This window comes from Bradyrhizobium nitroreducens, assembly GCF_002776695.1.
Classification (GTDB): domain Bacteria; phylum Pseudomonadota; class Alphaproteobacteria; order Rhizobiales; family Xanthobacteraceae; genus Bradyrhizobium; species Bradyrhizobium nitroreducens.
Genome location: NZ_LFJC01000003.1, coordinates 6,043,562 through 6,063,148 on the forward strand (window position 1 = coordinate 6,043,562; position 19,587 = coordinate 6,063,148).

A 19,587-nucleotide genomic window follows, 5' to 3' on the forward strand; every position below is an offset into this window, starting at 1 on the left:
CTTGCTGGGCAAGCCCGACCTCAATCCTGCGGGCGGCCCGGCAGCAGCGGCACCGCGTCGATCCAGACCGCCGCGGACTGGCACCAGATCTGCCTGACGGGGCGCAATTTGTCGCGCTGGCGGATCGAGCCCCAGCGGATGCCCCAATCGTCGGCCTGGTCGCCCTCGCCGCTGGTGAACAGCGGGGAACCGCAATCGGTGCAGAAGTGCTGGAAGCGCATCCGGCCGTTGTCGCCGCGCTTGCCGTAGACCTTGGGCGTGCCGGCGGTGAGGCGGACGTCGGCCCCGGAACAGACAGCCGTCACACGGAACGGCGAGCCGGTCAGGGTCTGACAGTCGGTGCAGTGACACACCGAGACCGCCTCCGGGTCGATCTCGGCCGCGTAGCTGATCTTGCCGCAATGGCATTGCCCGTCGATCTGCATCGCCTGGTCCCCTCCCGAAAACAAAAACGGCGCCCGAAGGCGCCGTTTTATCATCTTTCGCTCGAGATCAGTGAGCGGTCAGGCCGCCGGCGGCTTCGTCGCCGTCGGGCTTCACCGTCACCTTGGTGTCCTCTTCCCAGACGATCGGCGTCGGCTTCTTCACCAGCGCCTTGGCGATGACGTCGTCGAGACGGGAGACCGGGATGATCTCCATGCCGCCCTTGATCGCATCGGAAATCTCCGTGAGATCCTTGGCGTTGTCCTCGGGGATCAGCACCGTCTTGATGCCGCCGCGGGCCGCAGCCAGCAGCTTCTCCTTCAGGCCGCCGATCGGCAGCACGCGGCCGCGCAGCGTGATCTCGCCGGTCATCGCGACATCGTGGCGGACCGGGATGCCGGTCATGACCGAGATGATCGCGGTGGCCATCGCAACGCCCGCGGACGGACCGTCCTTCGGCGTCGCGCCTTCGGGCACGTGGACGTGGATGTCGCGGCGGTCGAACATCGGCGGCTCGATGCCGTAGTTGATCGCGCGCGAGCGGACATAGGACGCCGCCGCGGAGATCGACTCCTTCATCACGTCACGCAAATTGCCCGTGACCGTCATCTTGCCCTTGCCGGGCATCATGACGCCTTCGATGGTCAGCAGCTCGCCGCCGACATCGGTCCAGGCAAGGCCGGTGACGATGCCGACCTGCGGCTCGCTCTCGATCTCGCCGAAGCGGTACTTCGGCACGCCGAGCAGCTCTTCCAGAGTCTTCTCGGTGACCTTGACCGACTTCTTCTTGGAGATCATCAGCTCCTTCACCGCCTTGCGGGCGAGTGTGGAGAGCTCACGCTCCAGATTACGCACGCCCGCTTCGCGGGTGTAGCGGCGGATCAGAAGCAGCAGCGCGTCGTCGTCGATCGAGAATTCCTTGGAGTCCAGGCCGTGCTTGGACACCGCGTTCGGGATCAGATGCTTGCGCGCGATCTCGACCTTCTCGTTCTCGGTGTAGCCCGCGATCCGGATGATCTCCATGCGGTCCATCAGCGGTCCGGGAATATTGAGCGTATTCGCGGTGGTGATGAACATCACGTTGGACAGATCGTAGTCGACCTCGAGATAGTGGTCGTTGAACGTTCCGTTCTGCTCGGGATCGAGAACCTCGAGCAGAGCCGACGACGGATCGCCGCGGAAATCGGCGCCCATCTTGTCGATCTCGTCCAGCAGGAACAGCGGATTGGACGATTTCGCCTTGCGCATCGACTGGATGATCTTGCCGGGCATCGAGCCGATATAGGTGCGGCGGTGACCGCGGATCTCGGCCTCGTCGCGCACGCCGCCGAGCGAGACGCGCACGAACTCGCGTCCCGTCGCCTTCGCGATCGACTTGCCGAGCGAGGTCTTGCCGACGCCGGGAGGTCCGACGAGGCACAGGATCGGGCCCGTCAGCTTGTTGGCGCGCGACTGCACCGCCAGATACTCGACGATGCGTTCCTTGACCTTCTCCAGCCCGTAGTGATCGGAATCCAGGATGGCCTGCGCCTGCTCCAGGTCCTTCTTCACCTTGGACTTCTTGTTCCACGGGATCGACAGCAGCCAATCCAGATAGTTGCGCACGACGGTCGCTTCCGCGGACATCGGCGACATCTGGCGCAGCTTCTTCAATTCATGCTGCGCCTTTTCGCGCGCTTCCTTGGAGAGCTTGGTCTTGGAGATCTTCTCTTCGAGATCGGCGAGCTCGTCGCGACCGTCGTCGTCGCCGAGTTCCTTCTGGATCGCCTTCATCTGCTCGTTGAGATAATACTCGCGCTGGGTCTTCTCCATCTGGCGCTTGACGCGCGAGCGGATGCGCTTCTCGACCTGCAGCACCGAGATCTCGCTCTCCATCAGGCCCAGCACCTTCTCCAGGCGCGTGGTGACGGACAGCGTCTCCAGGATGCCCTGGCGGTCCGCGATCTTGACCGCGAGATGCGAGGCGACGGTGTCGGCGAGCTTGGCGAAGTCGGTGATCGCCTGCACGACGCCGACGACCTCGGCCGAGATCTTCTTGTTGAGCTTCACATAGCTCTCGAAGTCGGACACGACCGAGCGCGCCAGCGCTTCCGCCTCGACCGACTTCGCATCGGTGTCGGCGAGCGCAATTGCGGTTGCTTCGTAATAGTCGGCGCGATCAGTGTACTTCTGCACGCGCGCACGCTCGAGCCCCTCGACCAGCACCTTCACGGTGCCATCGGGAAGCTTCAAGAGCTGGAGCACGCTGGCGAGCGTACCGGTCTCGTAAATGGCATCGGGCGCCGGATCGTCATCGGACGCATTCTTCTGCGTCGCGAGCATGATCAGCGCGTCGTTCTTCATCACCTCTTCAAGCGCGCGGATCGACTTCTCGCGGCCGACGAAGAGCGGAACGATCATGTGCGGGAAGACGACGATGTCGCGCAATGGCAGCACGGGATAGGCGTGCGTTTCGCCATGGACGATGGTTGGCCGCGGTTTTGGATTAGTCATGGCCTTTTCCTTTTGGTTTGCCCCCTTGCACGCAGCCCGCCGTCTTCATGCGCAACCGCCACAAGGTGCCGAGGTGATCCACAAACCGGCCTACCAGTCGAAGGTTGGACCGGCCTTGCCGGATCGGAACTGAGGCGAATCTTGAAGAGAATTTTCGCTCGCCGCCGACATTAGGTGGCTATCGACCGGGGGGGTGTCAAGTCATTGAAAAACGCGCGCCATCAGGCGCTTACGCAACGCGGTAAGCGACGCAACACCGGCTGCGGAGATACTCGTCCGCAGCCCCACTTGAAGGTACAAAAGGAGCGTTCCAGCGCCGCCAGATCAGGCGCTGGCGTTCTCGACGGCGCGATCGGTCCGATCGGCGTAGATGTAGAGCGGACGGGCCGTGCCTTCCACGACTTCGCGGGAAATCACGACTTCTTCCACACCTTCCAGGCCCGGCAGGTCGAACATGGTCTCGAGCAGGATCGCTTCGAGGATCGAACGCAGGCCTCGCGCGCCGGTCTTGCGCTCGATCGCCTTGCGGGCGACCGCGCCAAGCGCCTCGTCGGCGAAGGTCAGCTCGATGTTCTCCATCTCGAACAGCCGCTGGTACTGTTTCACCAGCGCGTTCTTCGGCTCTGTCAGGATCTTCTTCAGCGAGGTCTCGTCCAGATCCTCGAGCGTCGCCACGACGGGCAGACGGCCGACGAATTCCGGGATGAGGCCGTACTTCAGGAGGTCCTCAGGCTCGACGTGACGGAAGATCTCGCCGGTCCGGCGGTCTTCGGGCGCCATCACCTGGGCCGCGAAACCGATCGAGGTCGACCGGCCGCGCGCCGAGATGATCTTCTCGAGGCCGGCGAACGCACCGCCGCAGATGAACAGGATGTTAGTGGTGTCCACCTGCAGGAATTCCTGCTGCGGATGCTTGCGGCCGCCCTGCGGCGGGACCGAAGCCACCGTGCCTTCCATGATCTTGAGCAGCGCCTGCTGCACGCCCTCACCCGACACGTCGCGCGTGATCGAGGGATTGTCGGACTTGCGGCTGATCTTGTCGATTTCGTCGATGTAGACGATGCCGCGCTGGGCGCGCTCGACGTTGTAGTCGGCGGCCTGGAGCAGCTTCAGGATGATGTTCTCGACGTCCTCGCCGACATAGCCGGCCTCGGTCAGCGTCGTCGCGTCCGCCATCGTGAACGGCACGTCCAGGATGCGGGCGAGCGTCTGCGCGAGCAGCGTCTTGCCCGAACCGGTCGGGCCGATCAGCAGGATGTTCGACTTCGCGAGCTCGACGTCGTTGTGCTTGGTCTGGTGGTTGAGGCGCTTGTAGTGGTTGTGCACCGCGACCGAGAGGACCTTCTTCGCATGGCTCTGGCCGATGACGTAATCGTCCAGCACCTTGCAGATTTCCTTCGGCGTCGGAATGCCGTCGCGCGACTTGACCAGCGAGGATTTGTTCTCCTCGCGGATGATGTCCATGCAGAGCTCGACGCACTCGTCGCAGATGAAGACCGTGGGACCCGCGATCAGTTTGCGGACTTCGTGCTGGCTCTTGCCGCAGAACGAGCAATATAGCGTGTTCTTGGAGTCGCTCGTGCCGACCTTACTCATTCATGTCTCCGTCCGCGGTTCGATCCCGTTCCGCTCGATCGCTCCATTCCGGCACGATGGCCGGCATGAAGCTTAAGTAGAGCAAATTCCGTACCAAAAAAGACCCTACGCATTACATCCCGTGCGAATCACGGTCGCTCGATTCTCCGCGATCATAGCCGATCATTCGTAGCCAACCATGCTGTCACCCGACTATCAAGAATTCGCTAATCGGGGGTCGCCGGCTACCCGTGACAATACCGTGATTTCCGGCGTTGGCACGGGCGAAGTGACCGAAATCACCCCGCCGTTGCTGGATTGCCACGAAAAACAAGCACGAAAGCGGAACTTTCTGCCTGTCGCAGGGCGCAAAACTGCGTTTTGCAAGGCGTACACGCGTCCATAGCGTGAACGCCACCTGATTAAGTCACCGGCGGTCCCAAGGGCTTGCCGAGGGATCGCCGCCACCCCAGTAGTGTTACTGGGTCTTCGCCGCTGCCGGTTCCTCAGCGCGCTTGTCGATGACCTTGTCGACCAGGCCGAACTCCTTGGCGTCGTTCGCGGTCAGGAACTTGTCGCGTTCCAGCGCGTCCTCGATCGACTTGTAGGTCTGGCCGGTGTGCTTGACGTAGATCTCGTTGAGCCGCTTCTTCAGGTTCAGGATTTCCTGGGCGTGCAGCATGATGTCGGTGGCCTGGCCCTGGAAGCCGCCGGAGGGCTGGTGCACCATGATGCGCGCGTTCGGCAGCGAGAAGCGCATGTCCTTCTCGCCGGCGGCCAGCAGCAGCGAACCCATCGAGGCAGCCTGGCCCGTGCACAGCGTCGAGACCGGCGGGCGGATGAACTGCATCGTGTCGTAGATCGCGAGGCCCGAGGTCACCACGCCGCCCGGCGAGTTGATGTACATCGAGATTTCCTTCTTCGGATTCTCGGCCTCGAGGAACAAAAGCTGCGCGACGACCAGCGTCGACATGCCGTCCTCGACCGGTCCGGTCAGGAAGATGATGCGCTCCTTCAAGAGGCGCGAGAAGATGTCGTAGGCGCGCTCGCCACGGTTGGTCTGCTCGACCACCATGGGCACGAGGTTCATGTAGGTTTCAACCGGATCGCGCATGAGTCACCTAGGTTTTTCGGACGTGGACATCGCCTGTCGTGGCTGCCAGTTGGGCTGGATTTGCCGGAAGGCCGACGGACGTCCCGTGATGCAGGACTTGTTGGTGTAGAGCACTTTTAGCGGAAGACTTTTAGGCGGAAGACTCGGGTACAGGGCGTACCGACAGATATAGCCCAATTCGCTTCTGACAAGTGCGGAGCGAATTAAGGCTTAATCCGTCGGGCAGTTGAAGCTGATTCGCACAAAGAGGCCCAGCCGGCCATCTGGCTAGCTGGACCCCTTCGCCGATCATCCTTAATAGATGCCTGCCTCAAACCCTTCAGGCTGCGGTCTTTTCCGCCTCGTCGTCCTTGTAGAGATCCTCGCGCGAAACCTTCTTCTCGGTCACGTTGGCGAGCTCGAGGATGAAGTCGACGACCTTGTCCTCATAGATCGGTGCGCGAAGCTGGGCCAACGCCTGGGCGTTGCTGCGGTAATAGTCCCAGACCTCCTTCTCGCGGCCGGGCATCGAGCGCGCGCGCTCGATCACGGCGCGGCCGACCTCGTCGTCGGTCACGGTGATCTTGTTCTTCTCGCCGATCTCGGAGAGCACGAGGCCGAGCCGCACGCGGCGGTCGGCGATCTTGCGGTACTCTTCCTTGGCCTTGTCCTCGGTGGTGTCCTCGTCGGCGAAGGTCTTGCCGGCCGAGGCCATCTCGGCGTTGACCGAGTTCCACATCAGATTGAACTCTTCGTCGACCAGCGAGGGCGGCGCCTCGAAGCGATGCGCCTCGTCGAGGCGGTCGAGCAGCGCGCGCTTGACGCGCTGGCGCGTCGCGCCGGCGAACTCGGCAACCAGACGCTCGCGCGCGGCTTCCTTCAGCTTGTCCAGCGATTCGAGGCCGAGGCTCTTGGCGAACTCGTCGTCGATCGCAACGTCCTGCGGCGCCTCGATCGTGGTCGCGGTGGTCTCGAACTCGGCCGGCTGGCCGGCGAGCTTCTCGTTCATGTAGTTCTTCGGGAACGACACTTTCAGCGTGCGGGTCTCGCCGGCACCGATGCCGATCAGCTGCTCCTCGAAGCCCGGGATGAAGGTGTTGGAGCCGATCACGACCTGGATGCCTTCACCGGTGCCGCCCTCGAAGACTTCGCCGTTGATGCTGCCCTTGAAGTTGATGGTGACGCGGTCGCCGGATTCGGCCTTGGCGCCCTCGGCCTTCGCGGCATAGCCGCGGTTGCTGTCGGCGATACGCTTGATCGCCTCGTCGACGTCGGCGTCGCTGACGTCGGCGACGGGCTTCTCGACCTGGAAGGTCTTGAAATCGGCAAGCGCGATCGCCGGCACCACCTCGATCGCGACCGTGTAGGTCAGATCGGTCTTGCCGCTCAGCAGCTCCTCGACCTCGGCCTGCTCGCTCGGCATGGTGATCTTCGGCTCGGTCGCAAGGCGGAAGCCGCGCTCGGAGAACAGCTGCGTGTTGGTGTCGCGGATGGTCTGGTCGATGGTCTCGGCCATCACCGAGCGGCCGTAGACCTTCTTCAGGTGAGCGACCGGCACCTTGCCGGGGCGGAAGCCGTTGATGCGGACCTTGTCCTTGAGGTCAACGAGCTTGGCACCGGCCTTGGCGTCGAGATCAGACGCGGGAACGCTGATCTTGAACTCGTGCTTCAAACCTTCCGAGAGGGTCTCTGTGACCTGCATGGCGTCCAATCTTCTTCTCGTTCGGTCCCGGCGCGCATGCGTCGGGACGCTGTCATTAATCGATCCGGCGCGAGGCAATCGCCTCACCGCCGGTGCTTCATCGGACCGGCCCCCAGCGGACAAACATCCGCGCGAAAGCAGGTCTCGTAATCCGTGCAAACGCGATAAGCGCTTGGTGCGGGCGGAGGGACTCGAACCCCCACAACTTTCGTCACTGGAACCTAAATCCAGCGCGTCTACCAGTTCCGCCACGCCCGCGTGAATTTGCATCAAGACCGGCCGCGATGCCGCGGGCGGCCGGGCTTATAGCATGCGCCTGACTGTTCGCAGCAAAAAAATGGCCTGATGGAGGCAGGCTTCAAGTAGGCACGACGGCTGGACTTATCCAGCGCGGCATGGTCCGGATCGGGGCCATGAAACCGCGGATCCTGGACCCCAATCGGCGCGACGTTTTGGCCGGGCTTGGCGCCTCCCTTGGCGCCTCCCTCGGCGCTTCCGCGGCCGGGCTGTTGGCGGGCGGCGCAACCCCGCCCGTGTCCGCCCAGATTGCCCTTCAGGCCAGGTCGTCAACCCTCATTCTCCGGCCCGGGCAGCCAGCTACACCAATCTGGGAGCTGGCCGCCGTAAGCCACCTCAGGAACGTCCGTCTCAAGCGCGGCGACCGCTGCGAGCTGGTGTTTCGGAACGACCTTCCTGTCCCGCTTGCGCCAGTCTGGTACGGCCTGAACGGCGGGGCCGCGACCGACCCGTTGCGAGGGCGCGCGCCTGCCCTGCCAAATGCGGTCGAAACATCAATCATTTCAATATCCAATGCGGGAACCTTGCTGACCGACTTTCGCCTGTTCGAGGACGGAATGAAGCATCCCGCGCGCCCGCTTCCGGTCATCGCAGCCGAGACCAGCCCTGAAGTCGTCGACCGTGATGAGGTGCTGTTGATCGAGGAATGGCGCCTGCGTCCGGACGGAACGGCGCTTCCCCCGGGGCAGGACCCGAAGGGCTCGGCGCCGCTCTATACGATCAACGGGCAGACTTCATTCGAACTCTCAGCCTTGCGCCATCAGCGGCTGCGGCTGCGCTTCATCAACGGCTCCCAACGCACTGTTCTCGCAATCAAATTGGAAGGCTACGACGTCCGTGTGATGGCCCTCGACGGCCAGCCCGCCGAGCCGTTCCCGGCGCGGAACGGCGCCCTGGTGCTCGCCCCGGGCGGACGAGCTGACGCGTTTGTCGATGCGGCCGCATCGGCCGCATTCCTCCTGCACGACGGCAAGGAGGCGCGTCCCATCGGAAGCCTCAACATATCGGACCAGATGGAGCGGCGCACACCGCTGGCGCCGCCACAGCCCCTCCCGTCCAACGGCTTGCCCGAGACGCTCGACCTCCGCGGCGCCCTGCGGTTCGATGTCGCGCTCGGCGCGCCCGACGCCGGCTGGACCCGGCCGGCAGGCTTCTCCACCGCCTCCACCCCCGCCTTCCGCACCAAGGCCGGCCGCACCGTCGTGCTGACACTGAAGAGCCCTGGCCCGATCACGACCGTGTTCCACCTGCACGGCCACTCTTTCCGCCTGCTCGACAAGCTCGACGACGGCTGGAAGCCCTACTGGCTCGACACGCTGGCGGTCGAGCCCGGCCAGACCCAGCGCATCGCCTTCGCGGCGACCTCCCCCGGACGCTGGCTGATCGAGTCGGTTGCAACGGACTGGGCCGCGCCGCGGCTGGTGCGCTGGTACGCGGTGGAGTGAGCCTCAGCTAGAGCGTCCAAAGGTAGCGAGCGTCGGGCTCCTTCTCCTCGTTTCGCGCCCCGTCAGTCTGCTCGACCAGCGCGAAGCCGCGCGCCTCGTAGAAGCGGCGCGCCCGCGTGTTGCGCTGGAACGTCCAGAGCTCCAACCGATCACAGACCTGCTTGGCGACATCAAGGAGCTCGGTGCCGGCACCGCGGCCCTGGGCCGCTGGAAGCACGTAGAGCTGCTCGACCCAGCCCTCACGGAACGCAATGATCCCGCTCAGCACCTCGTCGTCGAAACATCCCCACACGCGGCACGTCGGAAAGACACGCTCGCGATAGAACCAGCGGTCCTCATCCGGCGTGTGTAGCCCAACGAGCCACGGCATCGCCTTGTCGAACGCGATCCGATGGACTTGCGCGGCCGCGCCCATGTCGGCGAGCGCGAGCTGTCTGAGCACTAGTACTCGACCCCGAGCGCATCATAGATCCGTCGGTGCACGGCCGGCAGCGTCTCGGTGAGATCCTCCGCGATCAGTCCCGGCCCCGCCTCGCGCGCCGCCTCACCATGCATCCAGACGCCGATACTGGCGGCTTCGAACGCCGGCACGCCCTGCGCCAGCAGCCCCGCGATGATGCCGGACAGCACGTCGCCGGCGCCGGCGGTGGCGAGCCAGGGCGGCGCATTGGCGGCGATGGTGGCGCGGCCGTCGGGGGCGGCGATCGTGGTGTCGGGTCCCTTCAGGAGCACGACGGCGCCGGAGCGCTCGGCGGCGGCGCGCACGCGCTCCAGCTTGGAGCGACCGGGAAATTTGTTGCTGAGGTCGGAGAACAGGCGCGGAAACTCGCCTTCGTGCGGCGTCAGCACCACCGCATTGTGCTGCGACGACTTGATCTGTTCGAACAGCCGCTCCGGCTTTGCGGCAAAGCTCGTCAACGCATCGGCATCGAGCACCAGATGCCGCTGCGCCGTGAGCGCGGTGTGGACGAGATCGCAGGTGCGCTCACCGATTCCCGCGCCGGGGCCGATGATGCAGGTGTTGTAGCGCTTGTCGCCGAGCAGCTCGCCGAACTCGATCGCGGTATCGACGGGGCGAACCATCACGGCCGTGAGCGCGGCCGCGTTGATCGCGAGCGCATCGCGCGGGCTCGCCAGCGTGACGAGGCCCGCCCCTGCCCGCAGCGCGCCGCGCGCGGCGAGCCGGGCGGCGCCGGTCGCCGCCGCGTCGCCGGAGACCGCCAGCACATGACCGCGCGCGTATTTGTGGCCGTCCATGCCCGGCACCGGAAAGGCGCTGCCCCAGGCATCCGGATCGTTCTCGAAAGTCTGCGGAGCGATCTCGTCCAGCACCTGCGGCTCGATGCCGATGTCGGCGACGCGCACCCGGCCGCAATGCTTCCGGCCCGGCAGCAACAGATGCGCCGGTTTCTTGCGGAAGAAGGTGACGGTCTCGGTGGCGTTCACCGCCGCGCCCATCACCGCCGCGCTGGTGCCGTTGATGCCACTCGGCAGGTCGACCGCGAGCACCACGGCGCCGTTGGCGTTGATCGCCTCGATCATCGCGCGCGCCTCGCCGTCGACGGGACGGCTGAGGCCGGCGCCGAACAGCGCATCGATGATCAGCGCGGGCCGTCCGATCGCCTGCGGATTGAAAGGAAGCACCGGGTGCTTCCAGCCGCGCGCGGCGGAGGCCGCGTCGCCCTGGAGCTGGTCGCGCTCGCACATCAGGATCACCGAGACCTCGCGTCCCTGTGCGGCGAGCTCGGCGGCTGCGACGAAACCGTCACCGCCATTGTTGCCGGGGCCGGCCACGATCAGGATCGGCCCCTCCTCGACCAGCGCGTGGGCGGCCTCGGCGACCGCCTGGCCGGCGCTCAGCATCAGCTTGAAACCGGGCGTGCCGGCCGCGATGGTGAGCTGGTCGGCGCGCTGCATTTCAGCGGTGGTCAGAACTTCCATGCCACTTCCCTGGTCCAAACGCCTTTTCAACAGGCACGTTCCGTGCCGTCCCACCCTGGGGAACGCTGATCTGCACACATATTGAACCGTTTGCCTATTTCGTAGTCTTCGGTATCTTGTGCAGGTCGGCGCCACCCCTCCGGGATGCTCGTTAAAAGGCTGATAACGCTCCAACAATCAGGGCAATTGCAACTTGGCATAGACCCTGCTTTCGAGGAAGTCGCTTCGGTTCGTCGTGCTCACTGGCATATATCAGGGTGTGGCCGGCCGTTGTTGCCGGACTGGTCAGGGTTTCAGGCATAGCGAAGACAAGATCGTGCGTTAAGAAGAGCGCATCCTGACGAAGACGTTGCTATTTGTTCGAAAGGCCGGGAGGCGCGCAGTGAAGAAGATCGAAGCCATCATCAAGCCATTCAAGCTCGACGAGGTGAAGGAAGCGCTTCAGGAGGTCGGCCTTCAGGGCATCACCGTGACCGAAGCCAAGGGCTTTGGCCGGCAGAAGGGGCACGCCGAGCTCTACCGCGGCGCCGAATACATCGTCGACTTCCTGCCCAAGGTGAAGATCGAGATCGTGATCGGCGACGATCTGGTCGAGCGCGCCATCGACGCCATCCGCCGCGCCGCGCAGACCGGGCGCATCGGCGACGGTAAGATCTTCGTCTCCAACATCGAAGAGGCGATCCGCATCCGAACCGGCGAATCCGGGCTGGACGCTATCTGAGCCGGGTGCTATCCCGAATTTTGCGACACTCCGACTGGAAATAAGGCTGCTTCGGCGGCCTGAATTCGTTTGTGCGGTCGCGCAAAACTCGCCCGAGCGAGAATAATTTTGCTCATCTGGAAACCGACCCGCAGAGCCAAAAGGGGTATGCATGAAGACCGCCAAAGACGTCCTGAAATCGATCAAGGACAACGACGTGAAGTACGTCGACCTGCGCTTCACCGATCCGCGTGGCAAGTGGCAGCATGTGACGTTCGACGTCAGCATGATCGATGAAGACATCTTCGCCGAAGGCACGATGTTCGACGGCTCCTCGATCGCCGGCTGGAAGGCGATCAACGAGTCCGACATGTGCCTGATGCCCGATCCGGTCACCGCGACGATCGACCCGTTCTTCGCCGAGACCACCATGGTCATCACCTGCGACGTGCTCGAGCCGACCACCGGCGAGCCCTACAACCGCGACCCCCGCGGCATCGCCAAGAAGGCCGAGGCCATGGTGAAGTCGATGGGCGTGGGCGACAGCGTGTTCGTCGGCCCCGAGGCCGAGTTCTTCGTGTTCGACGACGTGCGCTATTCGGCCGAACCTTACAAGACCGGTTTCCGGCTCGACTCCTCGGAGCTGCCGACCAACTCCGACACCGAATATGAAGGCGGCAATCTCGGCCACCGCATCCGCACCAAGGGCGGCTACTTCCCCGTTCCGCCGCAGGACTCGGTGCAGGACATGCGCTCCGAAATGCTGGGCGCCATGGCCAAGATGGGCGTCAAGGTCGAGAAGCACCACCACGAGGTCGCCTCCGCCCAGCACGAGCTCGGCATGAAGTTCGACACGCTGACGCTGATGGCCGACCACATGCAGATCTACAAGTACTGCATCCACCAGGTCGCGCACATCTACGGCAAGACCGCCACCTTCATGCCGAAGCCGATCTTCGGCGACAACGGCTCGGGCATGCACGTGCACCAGTCGATCTGGAAGGACGGCAAGCCGGTGTTCGCCGGCAACAAATACGCCGACCTGTCGGAGACCTGCCTGCACTACATCGGCGGCATCATCAAGCACGCCAAGGCGATCAACGCCTTCACCAACCCGTCGACCAACTCCTACAAGCGTCTGGTCCCGGGCTATGAAGCCCCCGTGCTGCTCGCCTACTCCGCGCGCAACCGCTCGGCCTCCTGCCGCATCCCCTACACCGCTTCGCCGAAGGCCAAGCGCGTCGAGGTGCGCTTCCCCGATCCGATGGCCAACCCCTATCTCGGCTTCGCCGCGATGCTGATGGCCGGCCTCGACGGCATCAAGAACAAGATCGATCCGGGTCCGGCGATGGACAAGGACCTCTACGATCTGCCGAAGGAAGAGCTGAAGCAGATCCCGACCGTCTGCGGCTCGCTCCGCGAGGCGCTGGAAAACCTCGACAAGGACCGCGGCTTCCTCAAGGCCGGCGGCGTGTTCGATGACGACTTCATCGACGCCTACATCGAGCTGAAGATGACCGAAGTCGCCCGCTTCGAGATGACCCCGCACCCGGTCGAGTTCGAGATGTACTACTCGGGCTAGGCCCGAACTCACGCGACAAAGCAAAAGGCGCTTCCGATGGAAGCGCCTTTTCGTTTTGTGGTCGCGGTGAGCTACGGCTTCGGCCGCGCGACCCGCAGCCCGTCCGCGCCGATCGCGCCGAACGTGCCGGCGATGATCTCGTTCGTCGGCTGCATGCCGCCGAGCGACCAGTGCGAGGGATCCTGCTCCTCGATCCTGACCCAGACGTTGCGGCGGAACTCCGCATTGCCCTGCCCTTCGACCTCGACCAGGAGATCGGTGACGCGCTCGAGCAGCGCCTTCTTCTGCGTGGCATCCAGGATGCCGCGGACGGTGGAAATGGTGACGTAAGGCATGTCTCTCTCCAATCATGTCGTGTGACGACGGCGAAAGATTGGACTGGACAAGCCCGAGACGGCAGTGGCGGATAAGACAGAGATCGGGCAATTTCCGCCATGCCGCCGCGGGGCCGATCGGATAGGATCGCGCACGTCCCGCCTGGAGGTCCCATGAAGCTTGCGATTCTCGCCCTGGAAGGCTGCATGCACTCGGCGATATCAGGCGTCGCCGACATCCTGTCGCTCGCCAACCACGTCATGCAGCAGAGCGGCGCCAAGCCCCGCTTCAGCTGGCAGACGCTCTCGCTCGACGGCAAGCCGGTGCGCGCCGGCGGCGGCCAGATGGTCGCGGTCGATGGCGCGGTCGGGCAACGCGCGCGCTTCGATGCCATCCTCGTCCCCGGCAACCTCGTCGATCACGTCACCGCGGAGCGCCTGCAACCGCAATATGCCCGCGCCGGCGCCTGGCTCCGGCAGCAGCACGCGAACGGCCGGCTGATCGGCGCGTTCTGCAGCGGCGTATTTCTGCTGGCCGGCGCCGGCCTGCTCGACCACCGCCGCGCCACCATCACCTGGTGGCTGCAAGGCGAGCTGCGGCAGCGCCACCCCACCATCGACCTCGCCGCCGACGCCGTCATCACGATTGCGGACCGCATCGTCTGTGCGGCCGGCCCGATGTCGTGGGTCGATCTCCTGCTCAGATTGATCGAGCTGGTCGATGGCAAGGACACCGCAAGATTATGCGCGGACTACGTCGTCATCGATACCGCGCAGCGCACCCAGTCGATCTTCATGCCGGTCGGCTATCTGCTCTCGCAGGACCCGCTGCTGACCAGGGCCGACCTTTTGGTTCGCCGCACCGGCAAGACACCGATGACGGTCAGGCGCCTTGCCGGCGCGCTCGGCCTCAGCGAACGCACGCTGAACCGGAAGTTTCAGGAGCTCACGCACGAGCCGCCGCAGGCCTTCATCATGCGCCGCCGCGTCGAGCATGCACGCACGCTGCTGGAGACGACGACACAGCCGATCAAGACGATCGCGCGCACGACCGGCTATGAGGACGAGAGCAGCTTTCGCAAGGCGTTCCGCAAGCTCACTCTGATGTCACCGCAGGCCTATCGCGCACGGCGGATGGAGCGGACGGCGTGAGATAATCCTCGCGGGTCATATCCGTCAGCTTTCGTTCTACATCTGACTCCACTTCGTTCTCAAAGAACAAATCAGATCCGCAAAAACCGCGCCGAACCAATTCCTACCGATTGGTTTACACCGTCCAGGATCTGGAATGCGCCTCGCGCACATGGCGCGTCCTCGGCCTGACCGTCACGCGACAAACAGCAGGCGCTCTGAACGGGACGCCTCTTCGTCTTCATGAAGATGCATCGGGTGATTCATTCGCCGGCTTGGGCAACCCTTTCCTTTGCTTTTCCCCGCGTGCTGGTACGCGCGGCAGTGAGCACGGCAACGGCGGGAAAATCATACAGCTGAACGTATCGATCAATTGCCTCGACCAATTTCGGCGAGACATGATCGATCCCACCGGAGATCAGGTCGAGAACATAGCTGAGGTGAACTTCGACCTCCGCGTAGGAAAACAACCCGGCTTGAATCATGTGCTGGAATTGCCCAAGCCTGAAAAAGAACCAGTCGAAATCGTCCCGAACGAGCATTTCCAGTTTTGTGAAGGGGGTCGAATCGTTCTGACGCAGTGCGCTCGTCAGAATGACCAACTCATGTTTCCGGGTTGCGTCGAACTCCCCATCATGACAGGAGAGGATCTTCTCCTTGCCGGGCTCCAGTTGAATGCTTCGAACATGCCAATCGAGCATGTACGTAACCTTCTTGACTGTTTCATCGCCGAAGAAATCCTTGACTTGATTGGCGAGGAATTCGGCCTTCTTCCAAACCTGCTGCTGCGCAGCTTCCGTCGCGGCTCGCTCGGCCACCCGCGCGGAAGTACCGGCTTGCAGCGCCGCAATCTGAATCTGCTTGTATATGAAGCCGAATCCAATGGCCGTCACCAAAGGTCCGAGCAAGACTGACAACCAAAGACGGATTTGCTCCGCCGCTGTCGCGGCACAACCGGGATCATGCATGTGAATACCCTGTCGTGAAATGAATAGAAAAAAGGATCGTCGGCTGCTAAAAATTCTCTGGAATATTCGGGATCAAAGCACGTTTTGGTTGCAACGTCCAGGTGGACCACTCGGTCACTTGTCCGGAAAATTCACCCCGATCTCGGTCACCACGGGCGCGAACTTCACCAGCGCCGCGTTGTCGGAGGCGACCTTCACGCCGTCGCCGGACAGCGATCTGGGCGCGCCGGTCTTGCCGCTGAAGCGGATCGTGATCCGGCAGCCGCCCTGCAGCGGCCGGCTCAGCGTGCCGCCCTTCCAGTCGGTGACGAAGCCGCCATAGTCCCACTCGAAGCCGCTGACGAGGAACGGCTTGCCGTTGGCTTTCTGCACGTCGGCGAGACTGGATCCGATCGTGACGCCGGCGACGTTCCAGAGGCTGGTTTTCCCAGCGTCGCGCAAGGTCAGGCCGGAGGCGCGCCCGGCCTTGTCGTCGGTGAAGGCGACCTCGACGCGGCGGTCCCTCGCCTTCGGAAACAGCACGACGCCCTTGTAGGTCTCACCTTCGGCGCCCGGCAGGTTCTGCACCACGGCGTCCTTGCCGTAGCGCTGCTTCAGGCTTCGCTCGGTATCGTCGGGGGCAACGGGCGCAGCGCAGGTGATGGGCCCCTCCTGCGGCGGGGCGCTCTGCGCAAATGCGGAGGACGACACCAGGAGGCTGGCGGCGGCGATGATGATGATGCGCGTCATCTGGATGCAGTTCCGGATTGCGAAGACGAACGCGAAGCTACCGCGCGAGGATCATCCGGCACAACTCGAAAGCAGCGCCCGCGCGCAGGCAATTCTCAATTCTTCGGCTGGCCGAAATCGAGCACCGGCGGCGGCAGTTCGATGTCCGGAATCTCGATCTTGATCTTGTCCAGGTCCACCTTCCGGGGAGCGTCCAGCAGGCCGGTGACGGTGATCGGGAACGCGATGACGACCGCGACCATGATCGCCTGCAGGCCGATCCAGGGCATCGCACCCCAATAGATGTCCGAGCTCTTGACCTCCTTCGGCGCCACGCCACGCAGGTAGAACAGGGCGAAGCCGAACGGTGGATGCAGGAAGGAAGTCTGCATGTTGACGCAGAGCATGACGCCGAACCAGATCAGCGCGGCGTCGGCGCCGACGACGGGCGCGAGCAGCTTCTGCGCGATCGGCGCGATCATCGGGATGATGATGAAGGCGATCTCGAAGAAGTCGAGGAAGAACGCGATGAAGAAGATGAACAGGTTCATGAAGATCAGGAAGCCCCAGACGCCTCCCGGCAGCGATGTCAGCATATGCTCCAGCCAGACACCGCCATTGCACCCCAGGAAGACGATCGAGAAGCAGGTCGATCCGATCAGGATGAACGTCACCATGCAGGTGATGCGCATGGTGGTCTGGTAGCCTTGCTTGACCAGGTCGCGCAGGTCCGGAATCCTGACCGCCTCAAGGCAGACCCAGGCGACCGCGAGATAGGCGATCGCGAAGGCGATCTTGAACACCAGGTTGGGCGTGAAGTAGATGCCGATGATGGTGCCGACGCCCGCCGCCGCCACGCCGATGAGCAGGATCTTGTGCCCGGCCGAGCTGAAATCCTTGTGGTGGATGACGGCGAGGACGATCGCGCCGACAGCGCCCATCGCGCCGGCTTCGGTCGGGGTGGCAAGGCCCAGCATCATCGTGCCGAGCACCACGAAGATCAGGACGGCGGACGGAATGATGCCCAGAAGGCATTTGCGCCAAAGCGCCCAGCCCGTGAGCGTCCTCGCTTCCTTCGGCACCGCCGGAACGTGGCCCGGCTTGATCACGCTCAGAACAAACGTGTAGCCGGCGAACAGCGCGATCTGGAGGATCGAGGGGCCCCAGGCGCCCAGATACATGTCGCCAACCGACTTCCCGAGCTGGTCCGCGAGCACGATCAGAACCAGCGAGGGCGGCACCAGCTGGGTAATGGTGCCGGACGCCGCCAGCACGCCGGTGATGTAGCGCATGTTGTAGCCGTAACGGATCATCACCGGCATCGAGATCAACGCCATCGCGATCACCTGCGCCGCCACGGTGCCCGTGATGGCGCCGAGGATGAAGCCGACGATGATCACGGAATAGCCGAGACCGCCGCGAATGGGGCCGAACAACTGCCCCATCGAGTCCAGCATATCCTCCGCGAGGCCGCACCGTTCGAGGATCGAGCCCATGAACGTGAAGAACGGAATGGCGAGCAGCAGCTCGTTCGCCAGCACGCTGCCGTAGATGCGCTCGGGGATCGCCTGCAGGAAGCTGAACCCGAAAAACCCTTCGTGGATTGCGAGAAAGCCGAACGAAAGGCCGAGGGCGGCGAGCGTGAAGGCGACCGGGTACCCGATCAGCATGGCCAGGACCAGCCCGCCGAACATCAGCGGGGGCATCATCTCAATCGTGATCATTGGGTCGGCCGCTCGTATTTCGCGTCGATGGTGACTTCGCCGCGCAGCGCCGCCGCTCGTTTGATGGCTTCGGAAACGCCTTGCAACGCCACCATGAAGAATCCCGCAGGCAGCACGAACTTGATCGGCCAGCGCAGCAGACCGCCGGCGTTGTTGGACATCTCGCCGATGATGAACGAGTTGTAGAACATCGCCCATGAGAGGTAGCTGAGGAGCAGGCACGCCGGGACGAGGAAGACCAATGTCCCGATCAGGTCGAGCCACAACTGGCCGCGTTCGGAAAGCATGAGGTAGAGGATTTCGACGCGCACGTGCTCGTTGCGCTTGAAGGTGTAGGACGAGCCGAACATCACCACGACGGCGAACATGTACCACTGCGTCTCGAGCCAGCTGTTGGAGCTGTAGCTGAAGGCGTACCGGATCATCGCATTCACAGCGCTGACCAAGCAGGCCGCGAGAACCAGAACGTTGCAGACATTGCCGACTTTTTCGTTCAGCCAGTCGATAGCCGTACTCACCGCCAACAATGGGCGCATCGATGCCTTTTCCCCGCTCGCTGAGTGCTGACCCCAAACGAGCAGGACCGTGACGCCAATTCAGCGTCCGTCCACTTCCGCGCGGGAGCTAGTCCACCCTCCTGATGCTTCCGCCCGTTCTTGTTGCCGGTTTTTGGCCAGACCTGTTCAGGTCTCACCCGCCGCGTGAAGCAAAATACATTTACCGTCGGCCGATTTCGGGTCAACCGGAAAATGGACCATGTGCCGCAGCGACGCCGAAAATCTTGGCCGCAGTGCTGAATCCGGTCGGCGTGCAGCGGCTTGCCGCAATGCGACCTCGAAGGGACGGCCTAACCCTCGACGTCGTACTGCTTGCAGAGGTGGTCGCCGATCTGGACCAGCATGGCGACGCATTCAGGGTAGCCGGGCCGATCCGAAGTGGCCCGGTCTGCACTGGCTCGAAACTCCCAGGAGCGCCCATCGCGGAGGATCGAGATTGTCATTCCATCGGGACAGTCGGCATGAACCTTCAACTCGGCCTTGGCCAAGGCGATCAGTTCGCTTTCAGTCTTCACTGGTCTGCTCATGAATGCATCCTCCGCCGTTCAAGCAAGTCTGTCCGATCAAGCCGCTTCCGGCATTGCGCTAACGCAATCGGCCCCCTTCCGGCCATCGTACGGGCCCCCTGGGGATTGTTCCTGCCGCTGACATGAATGCCTGCCACCACATCCCTCGTCATTCCCTGGCACGTGCGCGAGCACGCAGGCCCGGAATCCATCGGGCCGCATGCTCTGCCGTGCAATGGATTCCGGGTTCGCCCTTTTAGGGCGCCCCGGAATGACCAACATCGGCCCGGGCCACCGCGCGCGAGGCGTCGGGCAAAACACCAAACCGCCGCGTCAAGCCCTCTCCGCGAAAATATTCCACTTTCCCGAATTTCGGATTTATGGCATACACCGCTCATCCCGGCCCTGCCAAAGGGGCGCTTCGCGAT

The 19,587-nt window shown here is 63.6% G+C and carries 17 protein-coding genes and 1 tRNA gene; 4 read left to right on the forward strand and 14 right to left on the reverse strand.

The annotated features are described in order from the left end of the window. Nucleotides 1–20 precede the first annotated feature (20 nt). From TSA1_RS28920 to TSA1_RS28945, 6 genes are all read right to left on the reverse strand, one after another. Entirely contained in the window at nucleotides 21–425 is a 405-nt protein-coding gene (locus TSA1_RS28920) for a GFA family protein (protein WP_100179298.1), read from the reverse strand. 67 nt (nucleotides 426–492) lie between these two features. After that, nucleotides 493–2,916, reverse strand: a complete 2,424-nt coding sequence (gene lon, locus TSA1_RS28925; protein WP_100179299.1) for an endopeptidase La — start codon at nucleotides 2,914–2,916, stop codon at nucleotides 493–495. Between the two features lie 324 nt (nucleotides 2,917–3,240). Next, on the reverse strand, nucleotides 3,241–4,512 hold the full coding sequence (gene clpX, locus TSA1_RS28930; protein WP_018642420.1) for an ATP-dependent Clp protease ATP-binding subunit ClpX: 1,272 nt from the start codon (nucleotides 4,510–4,512) through the stop codon (nucleotides 3,241–3,243). Nucleotides 4,513–4,969: 457 nt separating this feature from the next. Continuing rightward, nucleotides 4,970–5,605, reverse strand: a complete 636-nt coding sequence (locus tag TSA1_RS28935; protein ID WP_100179300.1) for an ATP-dependent Clp protease proteolytic subunit — start codon at nucleotides 5,603–5,605, stop codon at nucleotides 4,970–4,972. A 319-nt stretch (nucleotides 5,606–5,924) separates the two neighbouring features. Continuing rightward, nucleotides 5,925–7,286 carry a trigger factor gene (gene tig, locus TSA1_RS28940; RefSeq protein ID WP_100179301.1) on the reverse strand — a complete coding sequence of 454 codons (1,362 nt, stop codon included), beginning with the start codon at nucleotides 7,284–7,286 and terminating at the stop codon, nucleotides 5,925–5,927. Between the two features lie 173 nt (nucleotides 7,287–7,459). Then, nucleotides 7,460–7,544, reverse strand: a tRNA-Leu gene (locus TSA1_RS28945). 155 nt (nucleotides 7,545–7,699) lie between these two features. Here TSA1_RS28945 and TSA1_RS28950 point away from each other — a divergent pair. Continuing rightward, nucleotides 7,700–9,028 carry a multicopper oxidase domain-containing protein gene (locus TSA1_RS28950; protein ID WP_100181395.1) on the forward strand — a complete coding sequence of 443 codons (1,329 nt, stop codon included), beginning with the start codon at nucleotides 7,700–7,702 and terminating at the stop codon, nucleotides 9,026–9,028. Between the two features lie 7 nt (nucleotides 9,029–9,035). Here TSA1_RS28950 and TSA1_RS28955 read toward each other — a convergent pair whose 3' ends face one another. Together TSA1_RS28955 and TSA1_RS28960 are read right to left on the reverse strand one after the other, a co-directional pair. Beyond that, nucleotides 9,036–9,470: a GNAT family N-acetyltransferase gene (locus TSA1_RS28955; protein ID WP_100179302.1), complete on the reverse strand. Its 435-nt coding sequence runs from the start codon at nucleotides 9,468–9,470 to the stop codon at nucleotides 9,036–9,038. Beyond that, nucleotides 9,470–10,969, reverse strand: coding sequence for an NAD(P)H-hydrate dehydratase (locus tag TSA1_RS28960; protein WP_100179303.1), 1,500 nt, complete (start codon nucleotides 10,967–10,969; stop codon nucleotides 9,470–9,472). Before TSA1_RS28960 ends, TSA1_RS28955 begins: the two co-directional genes overlap by 1 nt. Before the next feature lie 382 nt (nucleotides 10,970–11,351). Between TSA1_RS28960 and TSA1_RS28965 the strand changes: the two genes are divergently transcribed. Together TSA1_RS28965 and glnA are read left to right on the forward strand one after the other, a co-directional pair. Beyond that, entirely contained in the window at nucleotides 11,352–11,690 is a 339-nt protein-coding gene (locus tag TSA1_RS28965; RefSeq protein WP_007603495.1) for a P-II family nitrogen regulator, read from the forward strand. A gap of 151 nt (nucleotides 11,691–11,841) precedes the next feature. Continuing rightward, entirely contained in the window at nucleotides 11,842–13,251 is a 1,410-nt protein-coding gene (gene glnA, locus TSA1_RS28970) for a type I glutamate--ammonia ligase (RefSeq protein WP_100179304.1), read from the forward strand. Between the two features lie 71 nt (nucleotides 13,252–13,322). Here glnA and TSA1_RS28975 read toward each other — a convergent pair whose 3' ends face one another. Next, the gene (locus TSA1_RS28975) at nucleotides 13,323–13,586 is read right to left on the reverse strand and encodes a tautomerase family protein (protein WP_100179305.1); all 264 of its coding nucleotides are present in this window, start codon (nucleotides 13,584–13,586) and stop codon (nucleotides 13,323–13,325) included. A 153-nt stretch (nucleotides 13,587–13,739) separates the two neighbouring features. Here TSA1_RS28975 and TSA1_RS28980 point away from each other — a divergent pair, with 153 nt between their 5' ends. Beyond that, on the forward strand, nucleotides 13,740–14,717 hold the full coding sequence (locus tag TSA1_RS28980) for a GlxA family transcriptional regulator (protein ID WP_100179306.1): 978 nt from the start codon (nucleotides 13,740–13,742) through the stop codon (nucleotides 14,715–14,717). A 242-nt stretch (nucleotides 14,718–14,959) separates the two neighbouring features. Here the strand turns inward: TSA1_RS28980 and TSA1_RS28985 are convergent, their stop codons facing one another. The 5 genes from TSA1_RS28985 to TSA1_RS29005 form a co-directional block, all read right to left on the reverse strand. After that, complete coding sequence (locus TSA1_RS28985; protein WP_100179307.1) at nucleotides 14,960–15,664, reverse strand: hypothetical protein; 705 nt, start codon at nucleotides 15,662–15,664, stop codon at nucleotides 14,960–14,962. A gap of 114 nt (nucleotides 15,665–15,778) precedes the next feature. After that, nucleotides 15,779–16,393 (reverse strand): hypothetical protein, encoded by a 615-nt coding sequence (locus tag TSA1_RS28990; RefSeq protein ID WP_100179308.1) that lies wholly within the window; start codon nucleotides 16,391–16,393, stop codon nucleotides 15,779–15,781. Nucleotides 16,394–16,488: 95 nt separating this feature from the next. Beyond that, a complete protein-coding gene (locus TSA1_RS28995; RefSeq protein WP_100179309.1) occupies nucleotides 16,489–18,096 on the reverse strand; it encodes a TRAP transporter large permease in 1,608 nt (535 codons plus the stop codon). After that, nucleotides 18,093–18,632, reverse strand: a complete 540-nt coding sequence (locus tag TSA1_RS29000) for a TRAP transporter small permease subunit (RefSeq protein WP_100179310.1) — start codon at nucleotides 18,630–18,632, stop codon at nucleotides 18,093–18,095. Before TSA1_RS29000 ends, TSA1_RS28995 begins: the two co-directional genes overlap by 4 nt. A 311-nt stretch (nucleotides 18,633–18,943) precedes the next feature. Continuing rightward, entirely contained in the window at nucleotides 18,944–19,180 is a 237-nt protein-coding gene (locus TSA1_RS29005) for a hypothetical protein (RefSeq protein WP_100179311.1), read from the reverse strand. Nucleotides 19,181–19,587 lie beyond the last annotated feature (407 nt).

Coding starts and splice junctions, on each gene's coding strand:
- TSA1_RS28920 (WP_100179298.1), bottom strand. CDS start 425: ATGCAGATCGACGGGCAATGCCATTGCGGCAAGATCAGCTACGCGGCC.
- lon (WP_100179299.1), bottom strand. CDS start 2,916: ATGACTAATCCAAAACCGCGGCCAACCATCGTCCATGGCGAAACGCAC.
- clpX (WP_018642420.1), bottom strand. CDS start 4,512: ATGAGTAAGGTCGGCACGAGCGACTCCAAGAACACGCTATATTGCTCG.
- TSA1_RS28935 (WP_100179300.1), bottom strand. CDS start 5,605: ATGCGCGATCCGGTTGAAACCTACATGAACCTCGTGCCCATGGTGGTC.
- tig (WP_100179301.1), bottom strand. CDS start 7,286: ATGCAGGTCACAGAGACCCTCTCGGAAGGTTTGAAGCACGAGTTCAAG.
- TSA1_RS28950 (WP_100181395.1), top strand. CDS start 7,700: ATGAAACCGCGGATCCTGGACCCCAATCGGCGCGACGTTTTGGCCGGG.
- TSA1_RS28960 (WP_100179303.1), bottom strand. CDS start 10,969: ATGGAAGTTCTGACCACCGCTGAAATGCAGCGCGCCGACCAGCTCACC.
- glnA (WP_100179304.1), top strand. CDS start 11,842: ATGAAGACCGCCAAAGACGTCCTGAAATCGATCAAGGACAACGACGTG.
- TSA1_RS28975 (WP_100179305.1), bottom strand. CDS start 13,586: ATGCCTTACGTCACCATTTCCACCGTCCGCGGCATCCTGGATGCCACG.
- TSA1_RS28980 (WP_100179306.1), top strand. CDS start 13,740: ATGAAGCTTGCGATTCTCGCCCTGGAAGGCTGCATGCACTCGGCGATA.
- TSA1_RS28985 (WP_100179307.1), bottom strand. CDS start 15,664: ATGCATGATCCCGGTTGTGCCGCGACAGCGGCGGAGCAAATCCGTCTT.
- TSA1_RS28990 (WP_100179308.1), bottom strand. CDS start 16,393: ATGACGCGCATCATCATCATCGCCGCCGCCAGCCTCCTGGTGTCGTCC.
- TSA1_RS28995 (WP_100179309.1), bottom strand. CDS start 18,096: ATGATCACGATTGAGATGATGCCCCCGCTGATGTTCGGCGGGCTGGTC.
- TSA1_RS29000 (WP_100179310.1), bottom strand. CDS start 18,632: ATGCGCCCATTGTTGGCGGTGAGTACGGCTATCGACTGGCTGAACGAA.
- TSA1_RS29005 (WP_100179311.1), bottom strand. CDS start 19,180: ATGAGCAGACCAGTGAAGACTGAAAGCGAACTGATCGCCTTGGCCAAG.